This is a genomic window from Streptomyces sp. HNM0575 (assembly GCF_012726265.1).
In the GTDB taxonomy this organism is placed as follows: Bacteria; Actinomycetota; Actinomycetes; order Streptomycetales; family Streptomycetaceae; genus Streptomyces.
This window is the reverse complement of the sequence record NZ_JAASAG010000001.1, coordinates 224,976-246,791: the sequence shown is the minus strand read 5'-3', so window position 1 is coordinate 246,791 and position 21,816 is coordinate 224,976. Positions and strand designations below refer to the sequence as shown.

The window sequence follows — 21,816 nt, the reverse complement described above, 5'->3', positions numbered from 1 at the left end:
CAGCAGCGCACATGATTCACGACCTCGACAGTGTCCAGGCGGAGCTCGAACGTCTCCGTACCGGAGCGGACGCGGACCTGGTTCCCCCCGTACTCTCCGTTTTCGTCGTGGAGATCGAGGGCGATCCGCACGAGTACGAGCAGGCTCTCAAGGACGTCATGGACGTCGCGTTGGGACTCGGTCTCACAGAGGAATTCGAGGGAGAAGACGTCCCGGTCGAAGCAGTGCCCGACTGGTTCGTAACCGTCAGCTCGGCGGATCCGTCCCGGGCCCCCTCGGCCGCCCGCCGCGGCCGCGAGCAGTATCTGGCCCGTGTGGCAAGCGGCCCGTGGCCGGTCCAGGAGTGGTTGTACCGGTTCTGCCCCGAGGAGGATTCCAGGGGCTGGGCCTGGTGGGATCTGACTCACCCGTCCAAAGGGACCGTTCACATCTGGGTGGACAGCTGGGGAGAGGACTTCTTCGGCTGCGACGATCTCCGCTGGCTCGCGTACGCGGCAGGCGCGAGGAACGTGGCCGGTCCCGAACTCCGTAGCGCCGAATCATGGAAGAAGGACCCCCGGACGCCGGAGAACGGCAATGCGCGCTGATACGTCCACGAGTGAACGAGAACGAGTACGGGTTCTGAGGGCGCGTTACGACGACTCCTCGATCACGGTTTACCAGGCATACCCGAAGGAGATCGCCGGACCGGCACTCGCATCCGGCACGTTCGTGCCTCCCTTCAAGAGGGAGCGAATGACGTGGATCAAGCCTTCGTTCCTGTGGATGATGTACCGATCGGGATGGGCGGAGAAGGCGGGGCAGGAACGGGTGCTGTCCATCGAGATCACACGCGAGGGCCTGGAATGGGCTCTCGCCCATGCCACCCTTAGCCACTTCTCCCCTGAAACGCATACCGACGAGGACAGTTGGCGAGCACAAGTCAGAGAGGCTCCGGTACGCGTGCAATGGGACCCCGACCGGTCTCTCGAACTCGCCCCACTGGCCACCCGGGCCATCCAGATCGGCCTCTCGGGAGAGGCCGTCGAGCGCTATGTCGACTCCTGGATCGTTTCCATCACCGACATCACGGAACACGTCCGTGATGTTCATTCCACCGTCCAAGCAGGTCTGCTGACGGAGGCAGGCGCGAAACTCCCGGTCGAGTCGGCCTATCCCCTGCCGGAATCCATTCGCCGGCGGATCGGGGCGGACGCGACGCCCGGAGAATGAGCGAGCCCGAGGAGACCGCGGAACGTCGACGAGCAGCGATCTGTACCGCCGTCACGCACGTTCGGGCGTTCAGCGGCTCCAGCCGCCGGGGCCCCCGGGGGCCTCCTGGTAGCGCGGGTCGTAGCCCCACTGGCGCTGGATTTCGTCGGCGAACCTCAACGCCCGCTCCGCTTCCGGGATTCCGGGGAGGGGGGCTTCGGTGCTCTCCGTCGGGGACGGTTCGGGCGAGGGGGTGCTCGGGGGCGGTGTCGTGGCGGGGGCGGGTTTCGGGGGCGCCTTCGTCTTGGACGGCTCGGGAGAGGAGGGCGGCGGCAACGGCGGCAGGGGTTCGTGGGGGATGGGCGTGGCGGACGGTCTGTTCTGGGAGACCGGCCCCTCGTCGTCGCTGCCGCCCTGTAGCAGGAACCCCGTCGATATCCCGGCGCAGGCGACGAGCAGAGCGGCGCTCAGGGTGAGCCGCGCCGGGACGCGGACGCGGCCGATGCGGAAGTTCAGCCGGAACGCCGGCGGAGCCGGGTACGAGACGCGATAGAGATCACGGCCGCATTCCCGGCAGGACTCTGACGTTTCGGGCGACAGCGATCCGCATCGCGGGCATGTGGTCGGCATGCGCACACTCCAGAACAGGCTTCGGGGTCACCACTATCCGCTTACGCACGTGCACTCGCGGACACTAGCGGTTTCACCGCGAGCAACAAGACCCCCGGAAGGGGGTACGCCGCACGCCGCACGCTCGACGGCTCCGTCCCCAACTCGTCTACGGGGAAAGGGAGTTGCCGGACCTGCGCACGCGGGCCCGTGTCCGCCCCGCGTGAGCGGTCAGTACCCGTCGGAGCCGTCGCCCTCGGAGTAGTCGCCCGAGCCGTCGTCCTCCGAGTACTCATCCGAGCCGTCGTCCGAGTACTCGTCCGACCCGTCGCTCCACTCGTCGCCCTCCGAGTAGTCGCCCGACCCGTCGCCCTCCGAGTAGTCGCCCGACCAGTACTCCTCGGAATCGCGGTAGGACTCGTAGTAGCCCTCGTCGTGGCCCCACCAGTGCCCCCTCATTCCGTGGGCGAACCCCGGCCCGCGCTCCCCGTCACGGGATCGGCCGGGGTCGCGCGTCGGAGAGCTGCTCGGGGAGCTGCTCGGGGAGGGCGTGGCCGAGGGAGTCTCCGGCGGCTGCGTCGTGGCGGGGGCGTGCTTCGGCGGCGCCTTCGTCTTCGAGGGTTCGGCGGAGGAGGGCGGCGCCGACGGCGTGGGGAGCACAGGCCGGGTGACCGCGACGGGCGGGGTCTTGGAGACCGGTTCCTGCGGCTCGTCGCCGCCTTCCAGCAGCAGGGCCGTCGCCACCCCCGCGCCGGCGAGGACCAGCGAAAGGCTCAGGGCGAGCCGGATCGGGACACGGCTGATGGCGTAGCTCAGCCGGAACCCGGCCGGAGCGGGATACGAGACGCGGTAGAGATCACGGCCGCACTCCCGGCAGGCCTCGGACGTTTCGGGCGACAGCGATCCGCATCGCGGGCAGGTCGTCGTCATGCGCGGCCCCCAGAGCAGTGTTCAGGATCAGGAAGATCCGCCGTTGTGCACGTGCACGAGCGGACCCTAGCCGCCTTACTACCGGTAACAAGCCCTCTCTGAGCCAATCATCAACGGCCGGCGGCCGAATGACGCCGGGGGCCGCCCGCGGCGATCACCGGACAACGTCCGTACGGCAGAGGGGAGTTCAGGAGCCCGCCGGGAGACCGCGATTCCGGGCGGCGGGGTCCGCAAGGCCCCTGGCCAGTGCCGACGGGGATCGAGGGGGATCGAGGGGGCCCGGCTGCCGTGCTCCAACGGCCGGGCCCCATTCCCCCCTCGGCCCCTTGATTCCCCCGGTGAGGGTGCCGAGCATCCCGTAAGACCCACACCGCACAGGAACGGTTGCACCCGTACCGGAATTTGTTATTCAGGTGCGTAATGCCTCTTCCCGGCTGTTCAGGACCGGTCCGTGCGGTCCGTGGGCGTTCAGCGCGCTTGGGGCTGCCGGGGCGCGGCGTGACGCACGTACCGCTCCGCCGTCTCCGCGAGGACCTCCGTGCCGTCGCGGGCCCACAGCGCCGGGTTGAAGATCTCCACCTCCACGGGCCCGTCGTAGCCCGCGGCGTCGACCAGCTCGTGGAAGGCGCGCAAGTCCACGGCGCCGTCGCCGAGTTGGCCCCGCCCGAGGAGCACGCCCTCCGGCAGCGGCGTCACCCAGTCCGCGAGCTGGAAGGCCGCCAGCCGCCCGCCCGCGCCGGCCCGCGCGATGCCCTCCGGCGCCCGGTCGTCCCACCACACGTGGTACGTGTCGACGACGACGCCGACCTGCTCGGGCGGGAAGCGTTCCGCCAGGTCAAGCGCCTGCGCGAGCGTGGAGACCACGCAGCGGTCGGAGGCGAACATCGGGTGCAGCGGCTCGATCGCCAGGCGCACGCCGCGCTCCCCCGCGTACGGGGCGAGTACGGCGAGGGCGTCCGCGATGCGCTCCCGCGCGCCCGCGAGGTCGCGCCCGCCGTCGGGCAGGCCGCCCGAGACGAGGACGAGGGTGTCCGTGCCGAGGGTGGCGGCCTCGTCGATCGCGGCGCGGTTGTCGTCGAGCGCGCGGCGCCGACCGCCGGGGTCGACTGCCGTGAGGAAGCCGCCACGGCACAGCGAGGTGACGGTCAGGCCCGCGTCCCGTACGAGCCGGGCCGCGGCGTGCGTGCCGTACTCCTGGACGGGCTCGCGCCACAGGCCCACCCCGGGGACGCCCAGCTTGCCGCAGGCGGCGGCGAGTTCGGGCAGGGCGAGCTGCTTGACGGTCTGCTGGTTGACGGAGAAGCGGGCGAGCCCCGCGGCGGGTGCGCTCATGCCCGGACTCCGTGCAGCTGGAGCAGCCGGCGCACACGGTCCTCGGCCAGGCCCGGATCGGGGAACAGGCCGAGCCCGTCGGCCAGTTGGTACGCCCGCGCCAGGTGCGGCAGCGAGCGTGCCGACTGCATGCCGCCGACCATGACGAAGTGCTCCTGGTGGCCCGCGAGCCATGCGAGGAAGACGACGCCCGTCTTGTAGAAGCGGGTCGGCGCGCGGAAGAGGTGCCGGGAGAGGGCGACGGTCGGGTCCAGTACGGAACGGAAGCCCTCGGTGTCGCCCGCGTCCAGGCGTCGCACGGCGTCGGCCGCGAGCGGGGCGAGCGGGTCGAAGACACCGAGCAGGGCGTGGCTGAAGCCGTGCCCGTCGCCCTCGATCAGTCCGGGGTAGTCGAAGTCGTCGCCGGTGTAGCAGCGCACCCCGTCTGGGAGGCGGCGGCGCAGGGCCACTTCGCGTTCGGCGTCGAGCAGGGAGACCTTCACGCCGTCGACCTTGCCGGGGTGGTCCTCGATGATCCGCAGGAAGGTGCCGGTGGCGGCGTCGAGGTCGGTGCTGCCCCAGTAGCCCTCAAGGGCCGGGTCGAACATGGGCCCGAGCCAGTGCAGTACGACGGGCTCCGCGGACTGGCGGAGCAGGTGGCCGTAGACGTCCAGATAGTCCTCGGGGCCGCGGGCGGTGGCCGCGAGCGCGCGGGAGGCCATGAGGACGGGCTGCGCCCCGGACTTCTCCACGACCTCGGCCTGCTCCTCGTACGCACCGCGTACATCCGCCAAGTCGTGTGCGCCCGGTGGCAGTTGGTCGGTGCCGACGCCGCAGGCGACGTGTCCGCCGACGGCCCGTGCCTCGGCCGCGGAGCGTTCGGCCAGCTCGGCCGCCGCCGCCCAGTCCAGGCCCATGCCGCGCTGTGCGGTGTCCATGGCCTCCGCCACACACAGGCCGTGCGACCACAGATGGCGGCGGAAGGCGAGCGTCGCGTCCCAGTCGAGGGCGGCGGACCGGCCGCCCGGCTCCCCCTCGCCGTCGCGGAACCTGTCGGCGACGACGTGCGCGGCGGCGAACACGGTGCGCGCGGCGGGGAGTCGGCCACCGCCGGGCGGCCGTGCGACCGCGTCGGCGGGCTCGGCGCGCGGCTCGTACGTACGCAACGCCCCGTTCTCATCGGGCAGTCGGATCACAGCGTCTCTTCCCCTCGTCGGACGACCGATGACTGTGGCGACCGTGGACGACCGGTCCCGTGCGCACGGCGCGGCGACGGCTCGGCCGGGGTCACAGCGACAGCTCGGGCACGGGCAGCCGCAGGCCCTCCGCCGAGGAGCGCAGGCCCAGTTCGGCCAGCTGCACGCCGCGCGCGCCCGCGAGCAGGTCCCACCCGTACGGGCCGCCGAGCGCGACGTGGCGGAGGAAGAGCTCCCACTGCGCCTTGAAGCCGTTGTCGAACTCCCCGTTGTCCGGGACCTCTTGCCACTGCTCGCGGAAGGACTCCGTGGCGGGCAGGTCCGGATTCCACACGGGCTTGGGCGTGCCCGACCGGTGCTGTGCGCGGCAGCGGCGCAGCCCCGCGACGGCCGAGCCCTCGGTGCCGTCGACCTGGAACTCGACGAGCTCGTCGCGGTTGACCCGCACCGCCCAGGAGGAGTTGATCTGCGCGACGACGCCGCCTTCGAGCTCGAAGATGCCGTACGCGGAGTCGTCGGCGGTGGCGTCGTAGGGCTGCCCCTGCTCGTCCCAGCGGCGCGGGATGTGCGTCGCGGCGTGCGCCTGCACGGACGTCACTCGGCCGAACAGCCCGTGCAGCACGTACTCCCAGTGCGGGAACATGTCTACGACGATGCCGCCGCCGTCCTCCGCGCGGTAGTTCCACGAGGGGCGCTGCGCCTCCTGCCAGTCGCCTTCGAAGACCCAGTAGCCGAACTCGCCGCGCACGGACAGGATCCGCCCGAAGAAGCCGCCGTCGACGAGGCGTTTGAGCTTGAGCAGTCCCGGCAGGAACAGCTTGTCCTGTACGACGCCGTGCTTGACGCCGGCCTCGTGAGCGAGCCGGGCCAGGCCGAGCGCGCCGTCGAGTCCGGTGGCGGTGGGCTTCTCGGTGTAGATGTGCTTGCCCGCGGCTACGGCCTTGCGCAGGGCGGCCTCGCGGGCGCTGGTGACCTGGGAGTCGAAGTAGACGTCGATGCTCGCGTCGGTCAGCACGGCGTCGAGGTCGGTGGTCCACTCGTCCAGGCCGTGCCGCTCGGCTATCGCCTTGAGAGCGAGGTCGCGGCGGCCGACGAGCACCGGCTCGGGCCACAGCGCGGTGCCGTCGCCGAGGTCGATGCCGCCGTTCTCGCGGATGGCGAGGATCGAACGTACGAGGTGCTGGCGGTACCCCATGCGTCCGGTCACGCCGTTCATGGCGATGCGCACCGTTCTGCGTGTCACGTGGTCGTCTCCTTCGGATCCGCGTCATCGGGTCGGGCACTGGATGGAGCGATGTGGAGATGTGGGGCGATGTGGGGCGATGTGGGGCGATGTGGAGATGGTGCAGGAGGCGCTTTCGGAGGCCGCGCAGCAAGCGCTTTCCATCCCGGACAGCTTGCCGCCGCGTGGCGGGCCCGGCAAGGCCCCCGGGCGCGGGCGGACCGTGGGCGGGCGCGGCGGGACCGTGGGCGGGCGGTGCGGGCGGTGCGGGCGGTGCGGGCGGTGCCACTCATCCGTCCCGCTCCCCGCGCAGTTCGACGGCCGTCAGTGCGAGGGCCAGCGGTCCGGGCAGCAGGAAGAGCACGGGCGGCAGCGACCAGGCGGCCACGCCCGCCGTGCACAGGGCGAGTACGACCAGGCCGCTGCCGGGCAGGTCGGCGAACGTACGGCGGGCGCCGGCCCGTACGGCCGGTGCCCAGCCCGGCGGCTCCGGCGGGCCGGGCACCGCGCCGGACCGCGCGGCTCCCGTACGCCCCGAGTCCGCACACCCCAACTCCGCACACCCCAACTCCGTACGCCCCGAGTCCGTACGCTCCGAGTCCGTACGCTCCGAGTCCGTACGCTCCGAGTCCGTACGCTCCGAGTCCGTACGCTCCGAGTCCGTACGCTCCGAGTGCGCCCGCCCCGACTCCGCCTGCTCCAGGTCCGTATCGCCGCGCAGCGCGCACGACCGCAGCCCGGCGACGGCCGCCGCGACGGCCACCGCCGCCAGACCGGTGGCGAAGGGCACGGCGCCGGGAAGGCCTGCCGTGGCGAGCCCCGCGTCGGCGGCGACCACGGCGGTGAACGCCAGCATCACGGCGCCCGCCGCCCAGTCGCCCGGCCGCGCCAGCCGTCGGCGCAGGGCGGCGGCATAGCGTCCGGCCGTGCACGGTTCGTCCAGCAGCCGGCGGCGCCTGAGCAGCGCACACGCCGTGGACAGTGCCGCCGGGAACGTGACCAGCGGCAGTGCGGCGACGGCAGCGGCCAGCCCGAGGGACAGCACGTCGGCGAAGAGCTCGAAGCGCGCTCCGAACAGATCGCCGCGTTCCGGGCGCGTCCGCGAAGTGCCCGCGCCTGTCCGCGAATTGCTCACGACCGGTCAGCCTTTCAGCCCGGAGTTGGCCATGCCCTCGACGAGCAGCCGCTGGAAGGCCAGGAAGAACAGCACGATGGGCAGCAGCGCGAACACCGACATCGCGAACATCGGCCCGTACGCGGACTGACTCGACGTGTCGACGAACGTACGCAAGGCGAGTGTGAGTGTGTACTTGTCCGGTTCGAAGAGATAGATGAGCTGGGTGAAGAAGTCGTTCCAGGTCCAGATGAAGGTGAAGATCGCGGTGGTGATCAGCGCCGGCCTGGTCAGCGGGAGCACGACCCGGACGAAGATGCGGAACGGTCCGCACCCGTCGATCTTCGCCGCCTCGTCCAGCTCGCGCGGAAGTCCGCGCATGAACTGCACGATGAGGAAGACGAAGAAGGCGTCCGTGGCGAGGAACTTGGGCAGCACCATCGGCCAGAAGGTGTTCACCATGCCGAGCTGGTTGAAGACGATGTACTGCGGGATGAGCACCGCGTGGTGCGGCAGCATGATCGTGGCGATCATGAACGCGAACAGCGGCCCGCGCATGGTGAACCGCAGCCGCGCGAAGGCGTAGGCGGCGAGCGAGCAGCTGAGCACATTGCCCAGTACGGCGCCCAGCGAGATCGTCAGCGAGTTGCCGAACAGCCTGAGCAGCGTGACGCCTTCGATGCCCTCGGCGGCGGTCGCGTAGTTCTCGGTGGCCAGCCGCGACGGCAACAGGGCGAGGCTGGCGAGGACTTCGTCCGCCGGCTTGAAGGACGTGGCGACCAGCCAGGCCAACGGGTAGAGCAGCACGACGAGTACGGCCGCGGCCCCGGCGTGCAGCGCGACGCGCCGCCACGGCACCCGCCGGCGTCCCGGTCCGCGCGCGGACCCGCGGGCGGGCACGCGGTCCGGCGGGGCGGGGGGCCTCCGGTCCGTGTCTCGGGTGGTGGTGAGGGACATCAGCCGGCCTCCTCGTTCGCGTAGAAGACCCAGGACCTGGACGTACGGAAGAGCACCGCGGTGACGATCGCGATGGCGAGCAGCAGCATCCACGCGAGGGCCGAGGCGTAGCCCATGTGCGAGGCGGTGAAGCCCCGTTCGTAGAGATAGAGGGTGTAGAAGAGCGTGGAGTCGGCGGGCCCGCCCCTGCCGCCGCTGATCGCGAAGGCCGGGGTGAAGACCTGGAAGGCCTGGATGGTCTGGAGCACCAGGTTGAAGAAGAGGACCGGGGAGAGCATCGGCAGCGTGATCGAGGCGAACTTCCGCCAGGGGCGCGCCCCGTCCACGTCGGCCGCCTCGTAGAGGTCCTGCGGTATCTGCTGGAGCCCGGCCAGGAAGATGACCATGGGCGCCCCGAACTGCCATACGGTCAGCAGCGCGACGCTCAGCAGCGCCCAGCCCGGCCGGTTGACCCAGCCGCCCAGGTGCAGGCCGAGACCGCCGAGGAGGTTGTCCACGGTGCCGCCGTCGTTGAAGACCGCCCGCCAGACGAGCGCGATGCTCATGGACGCGCCGAGCAGCGAGGGCGCGTAGAAGGCGGAGCGGTAGAAGGCCCTGCCGCGGCGCATCGACTTCAGGGCGAGGGCGGCGGCGAGTGCGAGCGCCAACTGGAGCGGTACGGCGACGAGTACGTACAGCAGGGTGTTGGCGACCGAGCGGAGCAGCCGGGGGTCCTCGGTGAACATCTGCCGGTAGTTGCGCAGTCCGACCCACGACGGCGGGTCGAAGAGGTTGTAGTCCGTGAAGGAGAGATAGAGCGAGACCGCCATGGGGAGGAGGGTGAGGACGGTGGCGCCCAGCACCCACGGGGAGAGGAACACCCAGGCGGCGCCCTGGCGTTCGCGGCGGGGCGGGCGTCCGGGCGGGCGTCCGGGCGCACGGCGGGCGGTGCCTGCTCCGGTGGCGCTCCGTGCTCCGGTGTCCGCGGTGCTCGTGGAGGGTCCGGTGCTCATGGCCTCAGCTCCGCTCGCGCCTCGGTGACGAATTGCTCGGCCGCCTCGCGTGGTGACAGCTTCTCGAACGACACCTGGTCGTAGTCGCGTTGGAAGGTCGACTGAAGTCCGTTGTCTCCGCGCGGCGGTGCGGCCGGGGGCGGTTCGAGCTTCCCGCGCAGCGACGTCTGGAGCCCTGCCACCTGCTTCTGGAAGCCGGTGACGTGGGAGAGCACCCTGCGGCGCTGTGTGCTGTTGACGGGCGTGCCGCGGTCGACGCCGAGGATGTCGGCTGCCTTGTCGGAGTTGAGCAGGAAGTCGATGAACTGCGCCGCCTCCCGCGGGTGTTCACTCCCCGCGGAGATACCGAGCAGCATCGACGGCTTGTAGTACTGCCCGTAGGTGCCGTCCTCGCCCGTGGGCGTCGGGGCGATGGCGAGCCGGTCGCCGTACATCGCCTCGTAACCGGCGGACGGCGCGTCCCAGTTGAACTCAGCCGTGGACCTCTTGCGCCCCATCGGGGCGTCCTCCACCGACCCCGACATCTGGGTGGTGTCCGTGGCGGGGCTGACCAGTCCCTCCTTGCGCAGCGCCGAGGTGAAGGACCACCAGCGCGCCAGGTCCTTTGCGGAGAAGGCGAGTTGGCCGTCCCTGCCGTAGAGCTGCTTGCCCCGCCCGCGCAGCCAGATCTCGAACTGGTCCTCGGCCGCCCCGGGATCCGTCATCACGTGCGGGCCGTGCTCCTTCTTCACCTCGCGCAGCGCGCGCACCCAGTCCTGCCAACTCCAGCCCGCCCGTGGCGCCTTGGCCCCGGCCGCGCGCCATGCGGCCTTGTCGTAGGCGACGGTCTGGGTGCCGACGCCCATCGGCAGCGCGTACTGGACGCCGCCGACCTGCCCCGTCCTCAGCATCTTCGGATCCATCTCGCCGGTGGGCAGTTCCTTGCGCTGCCGGGCCAGATCGAGCATCACGCCCGCGCCCGCGTACTGGCTGATCTGCCGGTAGTCGAGCTGGATGAGGTCCGGTACGTCACTGCCCGCGGCCTGGGTGGCGAGCTTCTGCTTGTAGGCGTCGTAGGTGGCGTAGGAGGTCTGGATGCGGATGCCGGGGTGGGCGCGCTCGAAGGCGGCGACGGCCTTCTCTGTGCGGGCCGCGCGGTCCGCGTTGCCCCACCACGTGAAGCGCAGGGTGACCTTGTCTCCGGATCCGGATCCGGATCCGGCTTCGTCTCCGGATCCGGCTTCCGCTGTCGCGGAGGCGCCGCCGCCGCAGCCTGCGAGCGAGGCGCACAGGGCGAGCGCGACGGCTGCGGCGCGGTACGCCCTGGTCCTGGGTACGGCCATGGGATGCACCTTTCCGTGCGGCGTGTCGGTGCGTCGGGGGCGGGCGGGGTTCCGGGACACGTCCGGGGCCCGGGGCCGGGCTCTTCCCCGAACTCCCGGACGGACAGGGGCTATTCGCCGCCGTAGGGCAGCGTCACACCGGGCAGTTCGTACTCGTCGCGGCGTCCGCACATCCCGTAGCCGCCTCTGCGTGTGGGCTCCGCCGAGCGGACCCGCCCGGCGGACAGATGGGAGGCGTCGCCCTCGGCGAGGGCGGCGAGCTGCCGCCCGGTGCGTTCGGCCGCCGCGAGCGCGCCGTCCCGCCAACGCGGCTCCCACGCCGCCACTTTGGGGGCGACGATGCGCGCGGCGGCCCGGTGGAAGGCGTGCAGGGGTTCCGCGTCGCCGTCCTTCAGCGCGTCCTTCAGCCGCAGGAATCCCTCGACGGCGAGGTCGCGCCGCTCGCGTGCCGCGCGTTCGGCGTCGGGGCCCTCCTTGGCGGGCAGCGCCGCGGCGGCCGCGTAGGCGCCGGGGTCGTCCAGGACCTCGGGCGGGAAGGTGAACACGGCGTCTCCCGCCTCGGGCAGGCCGCTGTTCTGCATCAGCACCGTCACCCGCAGGCCGCCGGACCCGCGCACCATCCGGTGCACCGTGCCGGGCGTGAACCAGGCGATCACGCCCGGTTCGAGCGGGGTCTGGGTGAAGCCGTCCTCGACGGTCAGCGTCTGCACCGTGCCCTGGCCCGCCGTGACGACGTAAGCCTCCGTGCACGCGAGGTGGATGTGCGGGCTGCCGCCGCACACTCCGTCGGCGGCCTCCCAGTCGTAGGCGCTGATGTGCGACAGGCCGATGCCGCCGGGCAGCTTGCCGCCTCCGCCGGATGGCTTGCCGCTCACCACGCCGCCCCCTTCAGCATCCGCTCGACCCCGTCCACGTCCCGTGCGCCGTCCGCGACCAGCACCCGGTAGCGGTACGAGAAGGACTCCCCCGGCTGGAGGGCGAACTCCTCGAAGAAGGCCCAGGAGAAGGCGACCGTCGGCACCGGCTCGGAGCGTACGAACCAGTGCGAGGCGTGCACCGACTCCTCGTTGCCGGGCGCGTGCGCGAAGACGAGCGTCGAGTGGGCGTCCACGTCGTCGTGTTCGCCGACGAAGGCGATCCACGGATGCCCGGACGCCGGCTGTCCCATCAACTCCTCGTCGGTGCACGGCCCGTCCGGTGACAGCACCTGGCCGCCGGTGAAGTCGCGGGGGCCGCGCCAGTGCAGTCCCGTATAGCCGGCCATCTCACGGCCGTGCGTGGTGGGCGAGCCGAAGTGCAGTGGTTCGCCACGGGTGTTGGTCAGTTCGATGGACCAGTCGACCGCGTACGTGCCGCCCCGGGCGTCCGCCGAGTGGACCGCGACGGTGCGCCGCTCGCGCGCCCACTCCTCGCCGCCGTTCTCGATCCAGGTCAGCAGCTCGGTGAAGTCCAGCCTGTCGTCCGCCACTTCGAAGGTCTCGAAGGCGTCGTGCCGCATGGAGCCCACGAGTTCGTGGCGGGGCAGATAACCCTCGCCGTGCACATAGGAGTTGCCGCCCCAGAAGTTCTGGCCCGACAGATGGCTGGCGGTCATCTGGAGGCCCTTGTGCCAGCGGTGGTCGTTGGGCCGGTAGCCGGAGACCGGGTTGCCGCCGAGGGTGCGCAGCGGATGGACGTACGGCTTGCGCGACTCGAAGGCCACAGGGTCGGGGGCGTAGACGTAGGTGAGGAGTTCGCTGCCGCCCGCCGCCACGCGGATGCGCTCACCGTGGGTGTGGGTGACGGTGACCGGCAGATGTCCGCCGCCGGAGCGGCCGGAGGCATGGGGGGCGCTGGCGGTGGACGCGCTGGGGGCGCTCATCGGTGCTCCTTCGGTGCCCAGTCGGGATGGTCGCCGTGCATGGCCAGGTAGAAGGGGTCCTCGGGTGTGATCTCACCCTGGTGTACGGGCGCGGCCGTGAAGGCCGACTTGTAGAGCGCGGCGAGGAATTCGAGGGTGCGGCGGGCGTCCTGGCCGCTGCCCGGGGGGCGTTCGCCCTTCTCCATCGCGTCGAGGAAGCCGCCGAGCTGGGCGGCGTGCGAGCTGGGCACGTCGGCCGCGGGCGTGCGCCAGTGCGTGGTCCGCTCCTGCTGCTCGCGCACGTGCGGGGCCGCGGTGTACGCCCAGTCGTCGTTGCCGTAGCCGTACAGATGCGTCAACTCCACTGTGGCATCGGCGCAGTCGACGCGGATGCGGCTGACCTCGTCCGGGCTGAGCACGCTGTTGACGACGGTGGCGACGGCGCCGTTCTCGAAGCGCACGAGCGCGGCCGAGACGTCCTCGCTCTCCACGTCGTGCACCAGGCGGCCCGCCATGGCGCGTATCTCGCTCCAGTCGCCGAGGAGATGGAGCAGCAGATCCATCTGGTGGATGCCGTGGCCCATGGTGGGTCCGCCGCCCTCGGTGGCCCAACGGCCGCGCCATGGAACGGAGTAGTAGTCGGCGTCCCGGTACCAGGTGGTCTGGCAGTGGGCCACCAGGGGCTCGCCGAGCCGGCCGGAGCGCAGCAGCCCGCGGGCGTGTGCGGCACCCGAGCCGTAGCGGTGCTGGAAGACGACGGAGGCGTACGGGCCGCCGGCGGCGCCTGCCGCATCCGCGCCGCCCGCGCCGCCGTTGCCGGTACGGATGCCGGTGCCGGTGCCGGTGCCGGTGCCGACCGTTCCGGCGCCGTTGCCGTCGCCGCCGTCCTCCTCCGCCGCGACGGCGTCGAACTCGGCGAGCGAGAGGCACAGCGGCTTCTCGCACAGCACCCACGCCCCGGCTCGCAGCGCCGCGCGTATCTGCTCGGCGTGCAGGGACGGCGGCGTACCGATGAGGACCAGGTCGGGCCGTTCGGCCACGAGCATCTCCGTGATGCCCGGGTAGCCGGTCACACCGTCACCGGCGAGGTCGAGGAAGGCGGCGAGACGTCGCTCGTCGACGTCGGCCGCGCCGACGAGCCGCACCCGCCGTGCGTGGGCGCGCAGTGCTTGCAGATGACTTCCGGAGACTATGCCGCCGGTTCCGACGACAGCCGCGCGTACGGGAGTTTGATCGACTGGCATACAGCAGGGGCTCCAACCACCGATAGAAAGCGCTTGCCGTCCGAGGACACTAAGGCTGCTTGATATGACAGGACAAGACCCGTGCACGACCGGACGGATACGTGCCGCCGAAAACCGACCGGGGAACCGGTTGCGGCCACGGAAGGACACGCGGAGTGAGAACATGGGCGCGCCGGGCGACAGGGGCGCGCGGCCGTGCCGCGTGCGCTGCACCGATGCGCCGATGCACCCGCGCGCCAACTGCGCGGCTGCATCGCGGACTTGTGCACGACGGCCGCCCGGCGACCGCCCGGCGGCATCACTGAGACATGACGGCTGACTGTGGACAACGGAGGACTGGATGGCAGTGACTCTGGCCGATGTGGCGACGCGAGCAGGAGTCTCCGCAGCGACCGTCTCGCGCGTGCTGAGCGGCAACTACCCCGTCGCGAGCGCCACTCGGACACGGGTGATGCGCGCGGTCGAGGAGCTCCAGTACGTCGTCAACGGCCCCGCCAGCGCACTTGCCGCCGCCACCTCCGACCTCGTCGGCGTGCTCGTCAACGACATCGCCGACCCGTTCTTCGGCATCATCGCGAGCGCCGTGCAGAGCGAGATGGGCACCGGCGCCCAGGGCGGCGCGGGCGGCCAGAAGCTCGCGGTCGTATGCAACACCGGCGGCTCCACGGAGAGCGAACTGACCTATCTCACGCACCTCCAGCGCCAGCGCGCCGCAGCCGTCGTGCTGACCGGCAGCGGCGTCGAGGACGAGAAGCACGGCGCCGCGCTCGCCAGCCGGCTGCGCCGCCTCGCGGCCGGTGGCACCCGCATCGTGCTGTGCGGGCGCCCGCCGCTCGCACCGCCGGAGAGCAAGCCGCGGGAGGAGCCGCAACGGGGCGGGCCCGGGGCCGGAACGGAGAGCGGGACAGGAGCGGGGAGCGGGACCGGGAACGGGAACGGGAACGGGAGCGGGAGCGGGAACGGGAGCGGGAGCGGGAACGGGAGCGGGAGCGGGAGCGGAACCGAGGAGCAGGCGACGGGACCGCGGGACGAGGAGCACCAGGGGCCCGGCGCCGCCGGTGACGGCATAGTCACCATCGCCTTCGACAACCGGGGCGGCAGCCGCCGCCTCACCGAGCACCTCCTCTCCCTCGGCCACCGCAGCATCGGCTACGTGACCGGCCCGGCCGACCGCACCACCACCCGCGACCGGCTGGAGGGCCACCGGCTCGCACTGCGCGCCGGGGCTCCCGAACTCCTCGCCCAGGCAGAGCAGTTCACCGTCCACGGCGGCGCGTACGACCGCTCCTCCGGCTACGACGGCGCGCTCGAACTGCTGCGCCGCGTACCCGACCTGACCGCCGTCCTCGCCGCCAACGACACCGTCGCGCTCGGCATCTGCGCCGCGCTGCGCGACCAGGGGCTGCGCATCCCCGAGGACGTCTCCGTCGCGGGCTTCGACGACCTGCCCTTCAGCGCCGACGCCTCCCCCACGCTCACCACCGTCCGCATCCCGCTGCACGACGCGGGCGCCCGCGCGGGGCGGCTCGCCCTGGGCCGCGAGACGCCGCCGCCCGGCGGGGTCGCGACCGTACGCACCGAACTGATGGCCCGCGGCTCCACGGCACCGCCCTCGGGGCGCAGAGGCTGACGGAGCCGACGGGGCTGAAGGAGCTGTCGGGGGTGGCGGGGGTGAAGGGGCCGACGGGCTGAACGGGCCGCAGGGAGACGGGCGGCGGTTTGCGGGCCGGTCGCGGCGTCGCGGCGCGGGTCCGGACCCGCTTCCTGCGACCGCCCGTTCCGCCCGCCGTGAGCTGCACGGCCTCCGCTCACACCCCCGGCGCGGGGCACACGTGATCAGTTGACGCCCGGAGCTTGTACGAGCACAGCCGCATCTGGTCCGCTGTGCTCATGCGACTCGCCTTCTCCACCCTCGGCATCCCCTCCCTTCCGGTTCCCGAAGCCGTACGTCTCGCCGCCGACTCCGGTTTCGAGGGCCTGGAGCTGCGCGCGCATCCGGAGGAGCCCGTGCATCCGGGCCTGACCCTGGCCGAGCGCGTCGACGTCGTGGAGGAGTTCAAGGCGGCGGGCGTGGAGGTCCTCGCGATCGCCGGTTATGCGAAGGTCGCCTCGCCGGGCGACGACGACGCCGTACTCACCGAGGTGCAGGAACTCCTGGAACTGGCACGGGACTTGGGCGCCTCGTTCGTAAGGGTCTTCCCCGGCGGCGGCGACGCGGGCCCCAAGGAGGCCGACGCGACGGCCGCCCGCAGGCTGGCCGCGCTGGCGCCCCTCGCCGCGGACCTGGGGGTGCGGCTGCTGCTGGAGACGCACGACTCGCACAGCACGGGCGAGGACGCGGCGCGCGTGCTCGCCGCCGTCGGCCACGCGTCGGCGGGTGCGCTGTGGGACGTGCTGCACACCTGGCGCGCCGGTGAGGACCCGGGCACCAGTCACCGTCTGCTCGCGCCCTTCCTCGGCTATGTGCAGGTCAAGGACGTCGCTTCGGCGGACGGCACCACGCCGCTTCCGCCCGGGGAGGGCGTGCTGCCGCTGCGGGACGTGGTACGGCTGCTGACGCACGCGGGCGACGCGAAGGACCCCATCGGCGCCGTGGGGAGCGGGGGGAGTCACGCGACGGGCGCGCGGTCCGGCCCGTCGCGCGGGTGGCTGTGCTGGGAGTACGAGAAGCGCTGGTATCCGCAGGTGCCGGAGCTGCCCGCGCTGCTCCCGGGCGTACGGGACCACTTGCGGGGCCTGATGTCCGAAGGGTGAGGCGGGCCCGCGGCTCGCGAAAACGAATGCCGGTGCCCGGCCGGGGCATGTCCGCCCCGGCCGGGCACCGTTCGTGCGGGCGGCCCGAGTCGGGCGAGGCCATGGGGCGGAGCGGGGCGGGGGCTGACAGATAACGGATGACGACTGACGGATGACAGATGACGGATTTCAACATCCGTCATCTGTCATCCGCCGTCTGTCATCTGACAGCCGCCAACTGCCAACTGCCATCCCACAGCCGTCACGCCCCGCCCCGCAGGGCCTTCCACTTACGCGCCTACGGACGCATCATCCGGTCGCGCTCGGCCGGACGGTCCAGATCCGAGTCGTACTTCGTGAGCCGCTTCGGCTGCGCACCGTCCGCGGGTTCGACGCCTGCCCACTTCAGCAGTGCGCTCGTCGCCGCGGCCCTGTCCTTCTTGCTCAGCAGGGCGATGCTCGCGCCGTGGTTGGCGCCGGGCGCCTTGTACACGTGCGCGTCCTCGGTCCCCTTGCCGACGCGGAACGGCTCGGCGCTCCACGGGTCGTTCTGCCCGTTGACGAAGAGCATCTGCGACGACCGGGTGCGCACCCAGTTGTCGACGTCCTTCATCGCCTTCGAGTCGAACTTCATCGGGATGTCCCGCGGCACGTACGTACGCGGCTTGTTGAGCCCCGGGTACTTGCGCACGTCGTCCAGGAGCGGCGACTCGTAGTCGGGCGAGCCCATCTGCGTACCGGCCTGGTAGTAGTACGGCGTGTAGGGCTCGATGCCCTGGTCGGCGCCGGCCTCCCAGCCGCCGATCTCGTTGCCCCAGTCCCACAGTTCCTGGGTCTTGGCCTTGGTGGAGGGAACCTTGTCGCACTCCTCGGGCTCCAGGTGGTACTGCCAGAAGCCCCACACCAGGTCCTGCGCGACGAGTTCGAAGGCCTTGTCCGCGCTGCCGGCCAGCTTGAAGGTGTAATTCTCCTTCTTCGCCAGCGCCTTGAGCTTCTTCACCATCTCGCCGCGGCGTTCGAAGATCTCGTGCTGGGCGGCGTTGAGCCGGTCGCGGCACTTATCGGAGCCGACCTTCTCGAAGAAGTCGTAGTACGCCGAATCCTCGTCGTTGTTCACGTCGTTGGGCGCGACGTAGGCGACGGTGCCGTTCATGTCCTTGGGGTAGAAGCGGCGGTAATACGTCGCCGTCATTCCGCCCTTGCTGCCGCCCGTCGAGACCCAGTGCTTGCCGTAGATCTTGTTCAGGGCCTTGAAGATGCGGTGCTGGTCGCTTGCCGCCTGCCAGATGTCGAGCTTCGACCAGTCGGCCGGGTCGGGACGGGACGGCGAGAAGAAGCGGTACTCCATGGAGACCTGGTTGCCGTCGGTCATCTGCGTCGGCTCGCTGCGACTGGGCTCTTCGTTGAGGTCGTAGCCGGAGGTGAAGAAGACCGTGGGCCGGTTCTCGTCCTTGTGCAGCAGGGAGATCCGCTGCTTGAAGGTGCCCTTCTCGGGGTGCCGGTGGTCCACCGGCTGTTCGTAGTTGAGGATGAAGAAGCGGTAGCCGTCGACCTTCTTCTCCTTGATGAAGCTCATCCCCTTGATTGCGAGGATGCGGTCCTTGATGTCGGTGTCGGCTGCTGTGGCGGCCGACATCGACGCACTGCCGGCGCCCGCGGTGCCTATGAGCACCGCCAGCGTCAGCGTCCATCTGAGCGTTCTTCGCATGCGCTCTCCCCTGGATCCGTCAAAGGTCGCAGCGAACCTACCGGCAGGGATGGCCCGCCGCCAGATCTGCCGAGGCCGCAGGAGATGTCGCATGCGTCATAGCCGTCGCCGCCCGCCCGATGTCCGGGACCGGTCCCCGGCACAGGTCATAGGCTGCCTGCCATGACCGACTGCCGCCCCCAGCCCCCTCCCCTGGTCACCGGACCGCGCGACATGGCGCTGCTCTCCTTCCACGACGCGGGGGAGCTGCCCGAGGACGCCGAGTTCGAGGACGCGCCCATGGGTTACGCGCTCGTCGTCCTCTGGCACGAGGGCCGGGTGCTGATGGTGTACGAGCGGGAGCGCGAGTGCTGGGAGCTGCCCGGCGGCGGCATCGAGCCCGGCGAGTCGAAACGTGACGCTGCCGTGCGCGAACTGCGGGAGGAGACGGGCCAGTTGCTGGAGCCCGGCGCGCTGCGGTTCGTCGGCCACACCCGTACGGCGCTGGGCGCGTCCCAACGGGTGCTGTACGGCGGGGTGTTCACGGCGCACACCGGCAGCCCCCGCGCGTTCACGCCCAACAGCGAGGTGTCCGCGGTGCATTGGCGCGAGGGCCTGGAGCCGCTGCCGGGCGGCGGCACGGTGCAGACGGTGGACGAGTACATCGTGGAGCTGTGCAGGGACTGAGCCCCGCCTCCCCACCTTCCCGCCGCCGCTCCCCGCAGCGCCGCAGCCCCGCCTCAACTCTCCCGCGGCCCGGCCGGCCCGTCACTCCTCGACCCTCAACTCCTCGATCCCCGCGGGCTTCTTCGCGTCGTCGGACGTGACCGAGACCCGCACATGACGGAACCGCCCGCCGCCACCCGGGGCGTGCCAGTGCCTGCCGTCCGCCGACACCTCGACCCGGTGCCCCGCGGGCTTGCCGCCGTCCCACTGCGGCTCGACGGAGGCGCCCTTCCCGGCCGTACGTCCCAGGTGCACGGTGAGCGAGCCCTTCTTGCCGTCCGGCGTCCACGACGTGGCCGAGTTGCCGTCGACGGCGGCGCCCGCGTACATCCCGGACTCCTCCGAGGTGGCCTCCGCCTTGCGGCACCTCGCCAGGTTCCGCGTCGGCTGCCGGTCGGGGCGGCGGGTCTTGAGCACCACGGGCGCGTCCCGGCTGACGACCTGCTCGCCGTGCGGCGTCTCCAGCGTGAAGGGCTCACCGCGGGTGAGCCGCACGGTGGTGTGCTGCGCGCCGAGTTCGACGTCGTACGTACGGCCCTGCCAGCGCTGCCCCTTGAGCGTGACGCCCCGGCCGAGCTGCGGCGGCAGCATCGGGTCGAGCTTCAGCTTCCCCTCGCGCAGCCGCTGCCCGGTCAGTCCGTGGGTGAAGACCTGGAGGAAGCCGCCCTTGCCGGTGACGAAGTCCTGCGCGGGCTGTCCCGAATGCGGGTCGGCCGCACCGGCCTTCTCGCCGCGCGCCTCGGAGAAGAGCGCGAACGGGCTGCGTACGAACGGCTCGATGGAGCGCTTGAGATACGTGTACGCCGAGCAGCCCGGCTCGTCGTTCTGCGCCGCGTCCACGGCGTGCACGGAGTCGGTCATCGCGGGCCCGTCGGGGTCGCTGCGGGAGGCGTAGTAGTCGAGGGTGCGGCGGGCGTCGCCCTTGGACATCGGCCACTGAAGGGGGTATTGGAGCAGCACCGTGTCGGCCTGCTTGATGGTGGAGCCGTCGTATCCGTCGTACTGCTCGAAGACCTTGTTCTTCTTGTCGTAGGGGATGCGCAGCTTCGAGGCGATCAGCTTCCAGCTCTCCGGTGCCTTCTCGCCGAGCAGGCGGGCGGCGCGGGTGGCCCGGCGGAGGGAGGTGGCGGCGCCGGCGTTGGTGAAGACGCCGTCGTCGACGCCGTTGCTGTACTCGTCGGGGCCGGCGACGTTCCTGACCGAGTAGCTGCCGTCGCCGTTCTCGTGCACGCGGCTCGCCCAGAACTCGGCGATGCCCCTGAGCACCGGCCAGCCGCGTGCGCGCAGCCACTTGGTGTCGCCGGTGGCCAGGTAGTGCTGCCACGTGGCGAGGGCGATGTCGCTCTGCAGGTGGTTCTGGGTGCGGCAGTGCGGCGGGTCCCAGCTGTGGCACTCCTTCCACAACTCGCCGTCCCTGCCGGTGTTCCAGCCGTAGAAGAGGCCGTCGTAGCCGAGCTTGCGCGCGTTGGCACGGGCGCCTGCGCGGGTGCGGTAGCGATAGTCCAGCACGGACTTGGCCAGGTCGGGGTGGCCGGAGAGCAGACCCGGGTACATCCACGTCTCGGCGTCCCAGAAGATGGAGCCCGCGTAGTTGTCGCTGGTCAGCCCGGCCGGGGCGATGCTGTCACCGCTGCCGCGCCTGGTGCTCGCCAGCAGCCCGTACTGGGACGAGCGGAGCCACTTCTGCAACTCGGGGCGTCCGGCGACCTGGACGTCGCTGCGCCACAGCCGCTGCCAGGCGGCGGTGTGCGCGGCGTGCGTACGGTCCCAGCCGCGGGCGGCGGCGCTGCGGGAGGCGGCGAGGGCGCTGCGCTCGGGCGCACGGGAGGTGTTCGCGGTGTCCACGCCGACGTGCTTGGTGAACTCGTACGTCCTGCCCCTGCGCGCGTCGAAGGAGAGGTCCTGCCTGGCCGTCAGCTTCCTCGCAGGCTTGGCCTTACGTTCACTTGTCACACGTACGCCCGGTCCGGGGCGGAGAGTCGAGGCCACGGCTCCGTCGGTCTTCGTGCCGTGGGTGCGGAAGGCGACGTCCATGGTGCGCTTGCCGTGCGCGCCGCCGCCGGTCCCGGAGACGCGGCGGGCACCGCGGCCGTCGAGGACGTCGGTGACGCGGGCTTCGCCGCTCCAGTGCGGGCGCATGGTGACGCGTACGGCGCCGGAGTGCGGGTGGTTGCGGTCGGCGAGTACCTCGTAGGAGAGGTCGGTGGCGCGTCCGTCGCGCGCGGTCCAGGTGAGCGAGGTGCGTACGACGCCGCGGCGCATGTCCATCGACTGCCGGTAGTGCGAGATGCGGCGGGCGGGGGTGCCGGAGGAGAAGGTCTCGCCCTTGGCGCCGCGGGTGGCCACGTTGAGCGTGGTCCAGGTGGGCAGTGCCGCGATGGCCTGCTTGTTGTCGGCGGTCTTCTGGTTGTGGGCGTAGAGCCCGGCTGCGAACGAGCCGTCGTAGCGCGGTGTGAACAGCGGCCAGCCGGACTTCTCGCCTCCCGCGCTGTAGCCCGAGCCCGACGGTGCGATGCGCTGGCCGAGATAGCCGTTGCCGACGTAGGCGCGGTAACTGCCCCCGGGGTCCGGCCGGTTGGAGGTGAGGACCCAGCCGCCCCGGCCACCGTGTCCGGACGGCGGGGCGGCGGCGGATCCGGCACCCGGGGGCGCGACGGACGACGCCTGCGGCACGGCGGCCACGAGGGTCAGGGCGAGCAGCGGCAGGGCCAGGCGCACAAGGCGGCGGTCGGGTCCGAACAT

Annotated in this window: 19 protein-coding genes; 5 read left to right on the top strand and 14 right to left on the bottom strand. The window is 71.6% G+C overall.

Features of this window, described 5'->3' with window-relative positions:
• Window positions 1-11: 11 nt before the first annotated feature.
• Window positions 12-587, top strand: coding sequence for a hypothetical protein (locus tag HCC61_RS01060; RefSeq protein ID WP_169133298.1), 576 nt, complete (start codon window positions 12-14; stop codon window positions 585-587).
• The gene (locus tag HCC61_RS01055; protein WP_169133297.1) at window positions 577-1,212 is read left to right on the top strand and encodes a DUF4291 domain-containing protein; all 636 of its coding nucleotides are present in this window, start codon (window positions 577-579) and stop codon (window positions 1,210-1,212) included. Before HCC61_RS01060 ends, HCC61_RS01055 begins: the two co-directional genes overlap by 11 nt.
• A gap of 69 nt (window positions 1,213-1,281) precedes the next feature.
• Here the strand turns inward: HCC61_RS01055 and HCC61_RS01050 are convergent, their stop codons facing one another.
• The 12 genes from HCC61_RS01050 to HCC61_RS00995 all read right to left on the bottom strand — a co-directional run bounded on the left by HCC61_RS01050 (window position 1,282) and on the right by HCC61_RS00995 (window position 13,928).
• Window positions 1,282-1,821: a hypothetical protein gene (locus tag HCC61_RS01050; protein ID WP_169133296.1), complete on the bottom strand. Its 540-nt coding sequence runs from the start codon at window positions 1,819-1,821 to the stop codon at window positions 1,282-1,284.
• A 210-nt stretch (window positions 1,822-2,031) separates the two neighbouring features.
• Window positions 2,032-2,730 carry a hypothetical protein gene (locus HCC61_RS01045; protein WP_169133295.1) on the bottom strand — a complete coding sequence of 233 codons (699 nt, stop codon included), beginning with the start codon at window positions 2,728-2,730 and terminating at the stop codon, window positions 2,032-2,034.
• A gap of 468 nt (window positions 2,731-3,198) precedes the next feature.
• On the bottom strand, window positions 3,199-4,062 hold the full coding sequence (locus tag HCC61_RS01040) for a sugar phosphate isomerase/epimerase family protein (RefSeq protein ID WP_169133294.1): 864 nt from the start codon (window positions 4,060-4,062) through the stop codon (window positions 3,199-3,201).
• Window positions 4,059-5,237 carry a dihydrodipicolinate synthase family protein gene (locus HCC61_RS01035; protein ID WP_169133293.1) on the bottom strand — a complete coding sequence of 393 codons (1,179 nt, stop codon included), beginning with the start codon at window positions 5,235-5,237 and terminating at the stop codon, window positions 4,059-4,061. The genes HCC61_RS01040 and HCC61_RS01035 overlap by 4 nt, the downstream gene beginning before the upstream one ends.
• 91 nt (window positions 5,238-5,328) lie before the next feature.
• Window positions 5,329-6,480 carry a Gfo/Idh/MocA family oxidoreductase gene (locus HCC61_RS01030; RefSeq protein WP_169133292.1) on the bottom strand — a complete coding sequence of 384 codons (1,152 nt, stop codon included), beginning with the start codon at window positions 6,478-6,480 and terminating at the stop codon, window positions 5,329-5,331.
• A 268-nt stretch (window positions 6,481-6,748) separates the two neighbouring features.
• The gene (locus HCC61_RS01025) at window positions 6,749-7,594 is read right to left on the bottom strand and encodes a hypothetical protein (protein ID WP_169133137.1); all 846 of its coding nucleotides are present in this window, start codon (window positions 7,592-7,594) and stop codon (window positions 6,749-6,751) included.
• A 6-nt stretch (window positions 7,595-7,600) separates the two neighbouring features.
• Window positions 7,601-8,623 (bottom strand): carbohydrate ABC transporter permease, encoded by a 1,023-nt coding sequence (locus tag HCC61_RS01020; protein ID WP_346776960.1) that lies wholly within the window; start codon window positions 8,621-8,623, stop codon window positions 7,601-7,603.
• Window positions 8,530-9,522 carry a sugar ABC transporter permease gene (locus HCC61_RS01015; RefSeq protein ID WP_169133290.1) on the bottom strand — a complete coding sequence of 331 codons (993 nt, stop codon included), beginning with the start codon at window positions 9,520-9,522 and terminating at the stop codon, window positions 8,530-8,532. The genes HCC61_RS01020 and HCC61_RS01015 overlap by 94 nt, the downstream gene beginning before the upstream one ends.
• Window positions 9,519-10,844, bottom strand: coding sequence for an ABC transporter substrate-binding protein (locus tag HCC61_RS01010; protein WP_169133289.1), 1,326 nt, complete (start codon window positions 10,842-10,844; stop codon window positions 9,519-9,521). Before HCC61_RS01010 ends, HCC61_RS01015 begins: the two co-directional genes overlap by 4 nt.
• Window positions 10,845-10,954: 110 nt before the next feature.
• Complete coding sequence (locus HCC61_RS01005) at window positions 10,955-11,719, bottom strand: cupin (protein WP_346776959.1); 765 nt, start codon at window positions 11,717-11,719, stop codon at window positions 10,955-10,957.
• On the bottom strand, window positions 11,716-12,639 hold the full coding sequence (locus HCC61_RS01000) for a PmoA family protein (RefSeq protein ID WP_169133803.1): 924 nt from the start codon (window positions 12,637-12,639) through the stop codon (window positions 11,716-11,718). Before HCC61_RS01000 ends, HCC61_RS01005 begins: the two co-directional genes overlap by 4 nt.
• Before the next feature lie 62 nt (window positions 12,640-12,701).
• A complete protein-coding gene (locus HCC61_RS00995; RefSeq protein ID WP_169133288.1) occupies window positions 12,702-13,928 on the bottom strand; it encodes a Gfo/Idh/MocA family oxidoreductase in 1,227 nt (408 codons plus the stop codon).
• A gap of 340 nt (window positions 13,929-14,268) precedes the next feature.
• Between HCC61_RS00995 and HCC61_RS00990 the strand changes: the two genes are divergently transcribed.
• Both HCC61_RS00990 and HCC61_RS00985 read left to right on the top strand, forming a co-directional pair.
• Window positions 14,269-15,558: a LacI family DNA-binding transcriptional regulator gene (locus HCC61_RS00990; protein WP_169133287.1), complete on the top strand. Its 1,290-nt coding sequence runs from the start codon at window positions 14,269-14,271 to the stop codon at window positions 15,556-15,558.
• A gap of 260 nt (window positions 15,559-15,818) precedes the next feature.
• Window positions 15,819-16,682, top strand: coding sequence for a sugar phosphate isomerase/epimerase family protein (locus HCC61_RS00985; protein ID WP_169133802.1), 864 nt, complete (start codon window positions 15,819-15,821; stop codon window positions 16,680-16,682).
• Between the two features lie 277 nt (window positions 16,683-16,959).
• Here the strand turns inward: HCC61_RS00985 and HCC61_RS00980 are convergent, their stop codons facing one another.
• Window positions 16,960-18,369, bottom strand: a complete 1,410-nt coding sequence (locus tag HCC61_RS00980; protein ID WP_169133286.1) for a S28 family serine protease — start codon at window positions 18,367-18,369, stop codon at window positions 16,960-16,962.
• A 162-nt stretch (window positions 18,370-18,531) separates the two neighbouring features.
• Between HCC61_RS00980 and HCC61_RS00975 the strand changes: the two genes are divergently transcribed.
• Window positions 18,532-19,035 (top strand): NUDIX domain-containing protein, encoded by a 504-nt coding sequence (locus HCC61_RS00975; RefSeq protein WP_169133285.1) that lies wholly within the window; start codon window positions 18,532-18,534, stop codon window positions 19,033-19,035.
• An 81-nt stretch (window positions 19,036-19,116) separates the two neighbouring features.
• On the opposite strand, the gene HCC61_RS00970 is transcribed toward HCC61_RS00975, so the two are convergent.
• The gene (locus HCC61_RS00970; protein WP_169133284.1) at window positions 19,117-21,816 is read right to left on the bottom strand and encodes a glycosyl hydrolase family 65 protein; all 2,700 of its coding nucleotides are present in this window, start codon (window positions 21,814-21,816) and stop codon (window positions 19,117-19,119) included.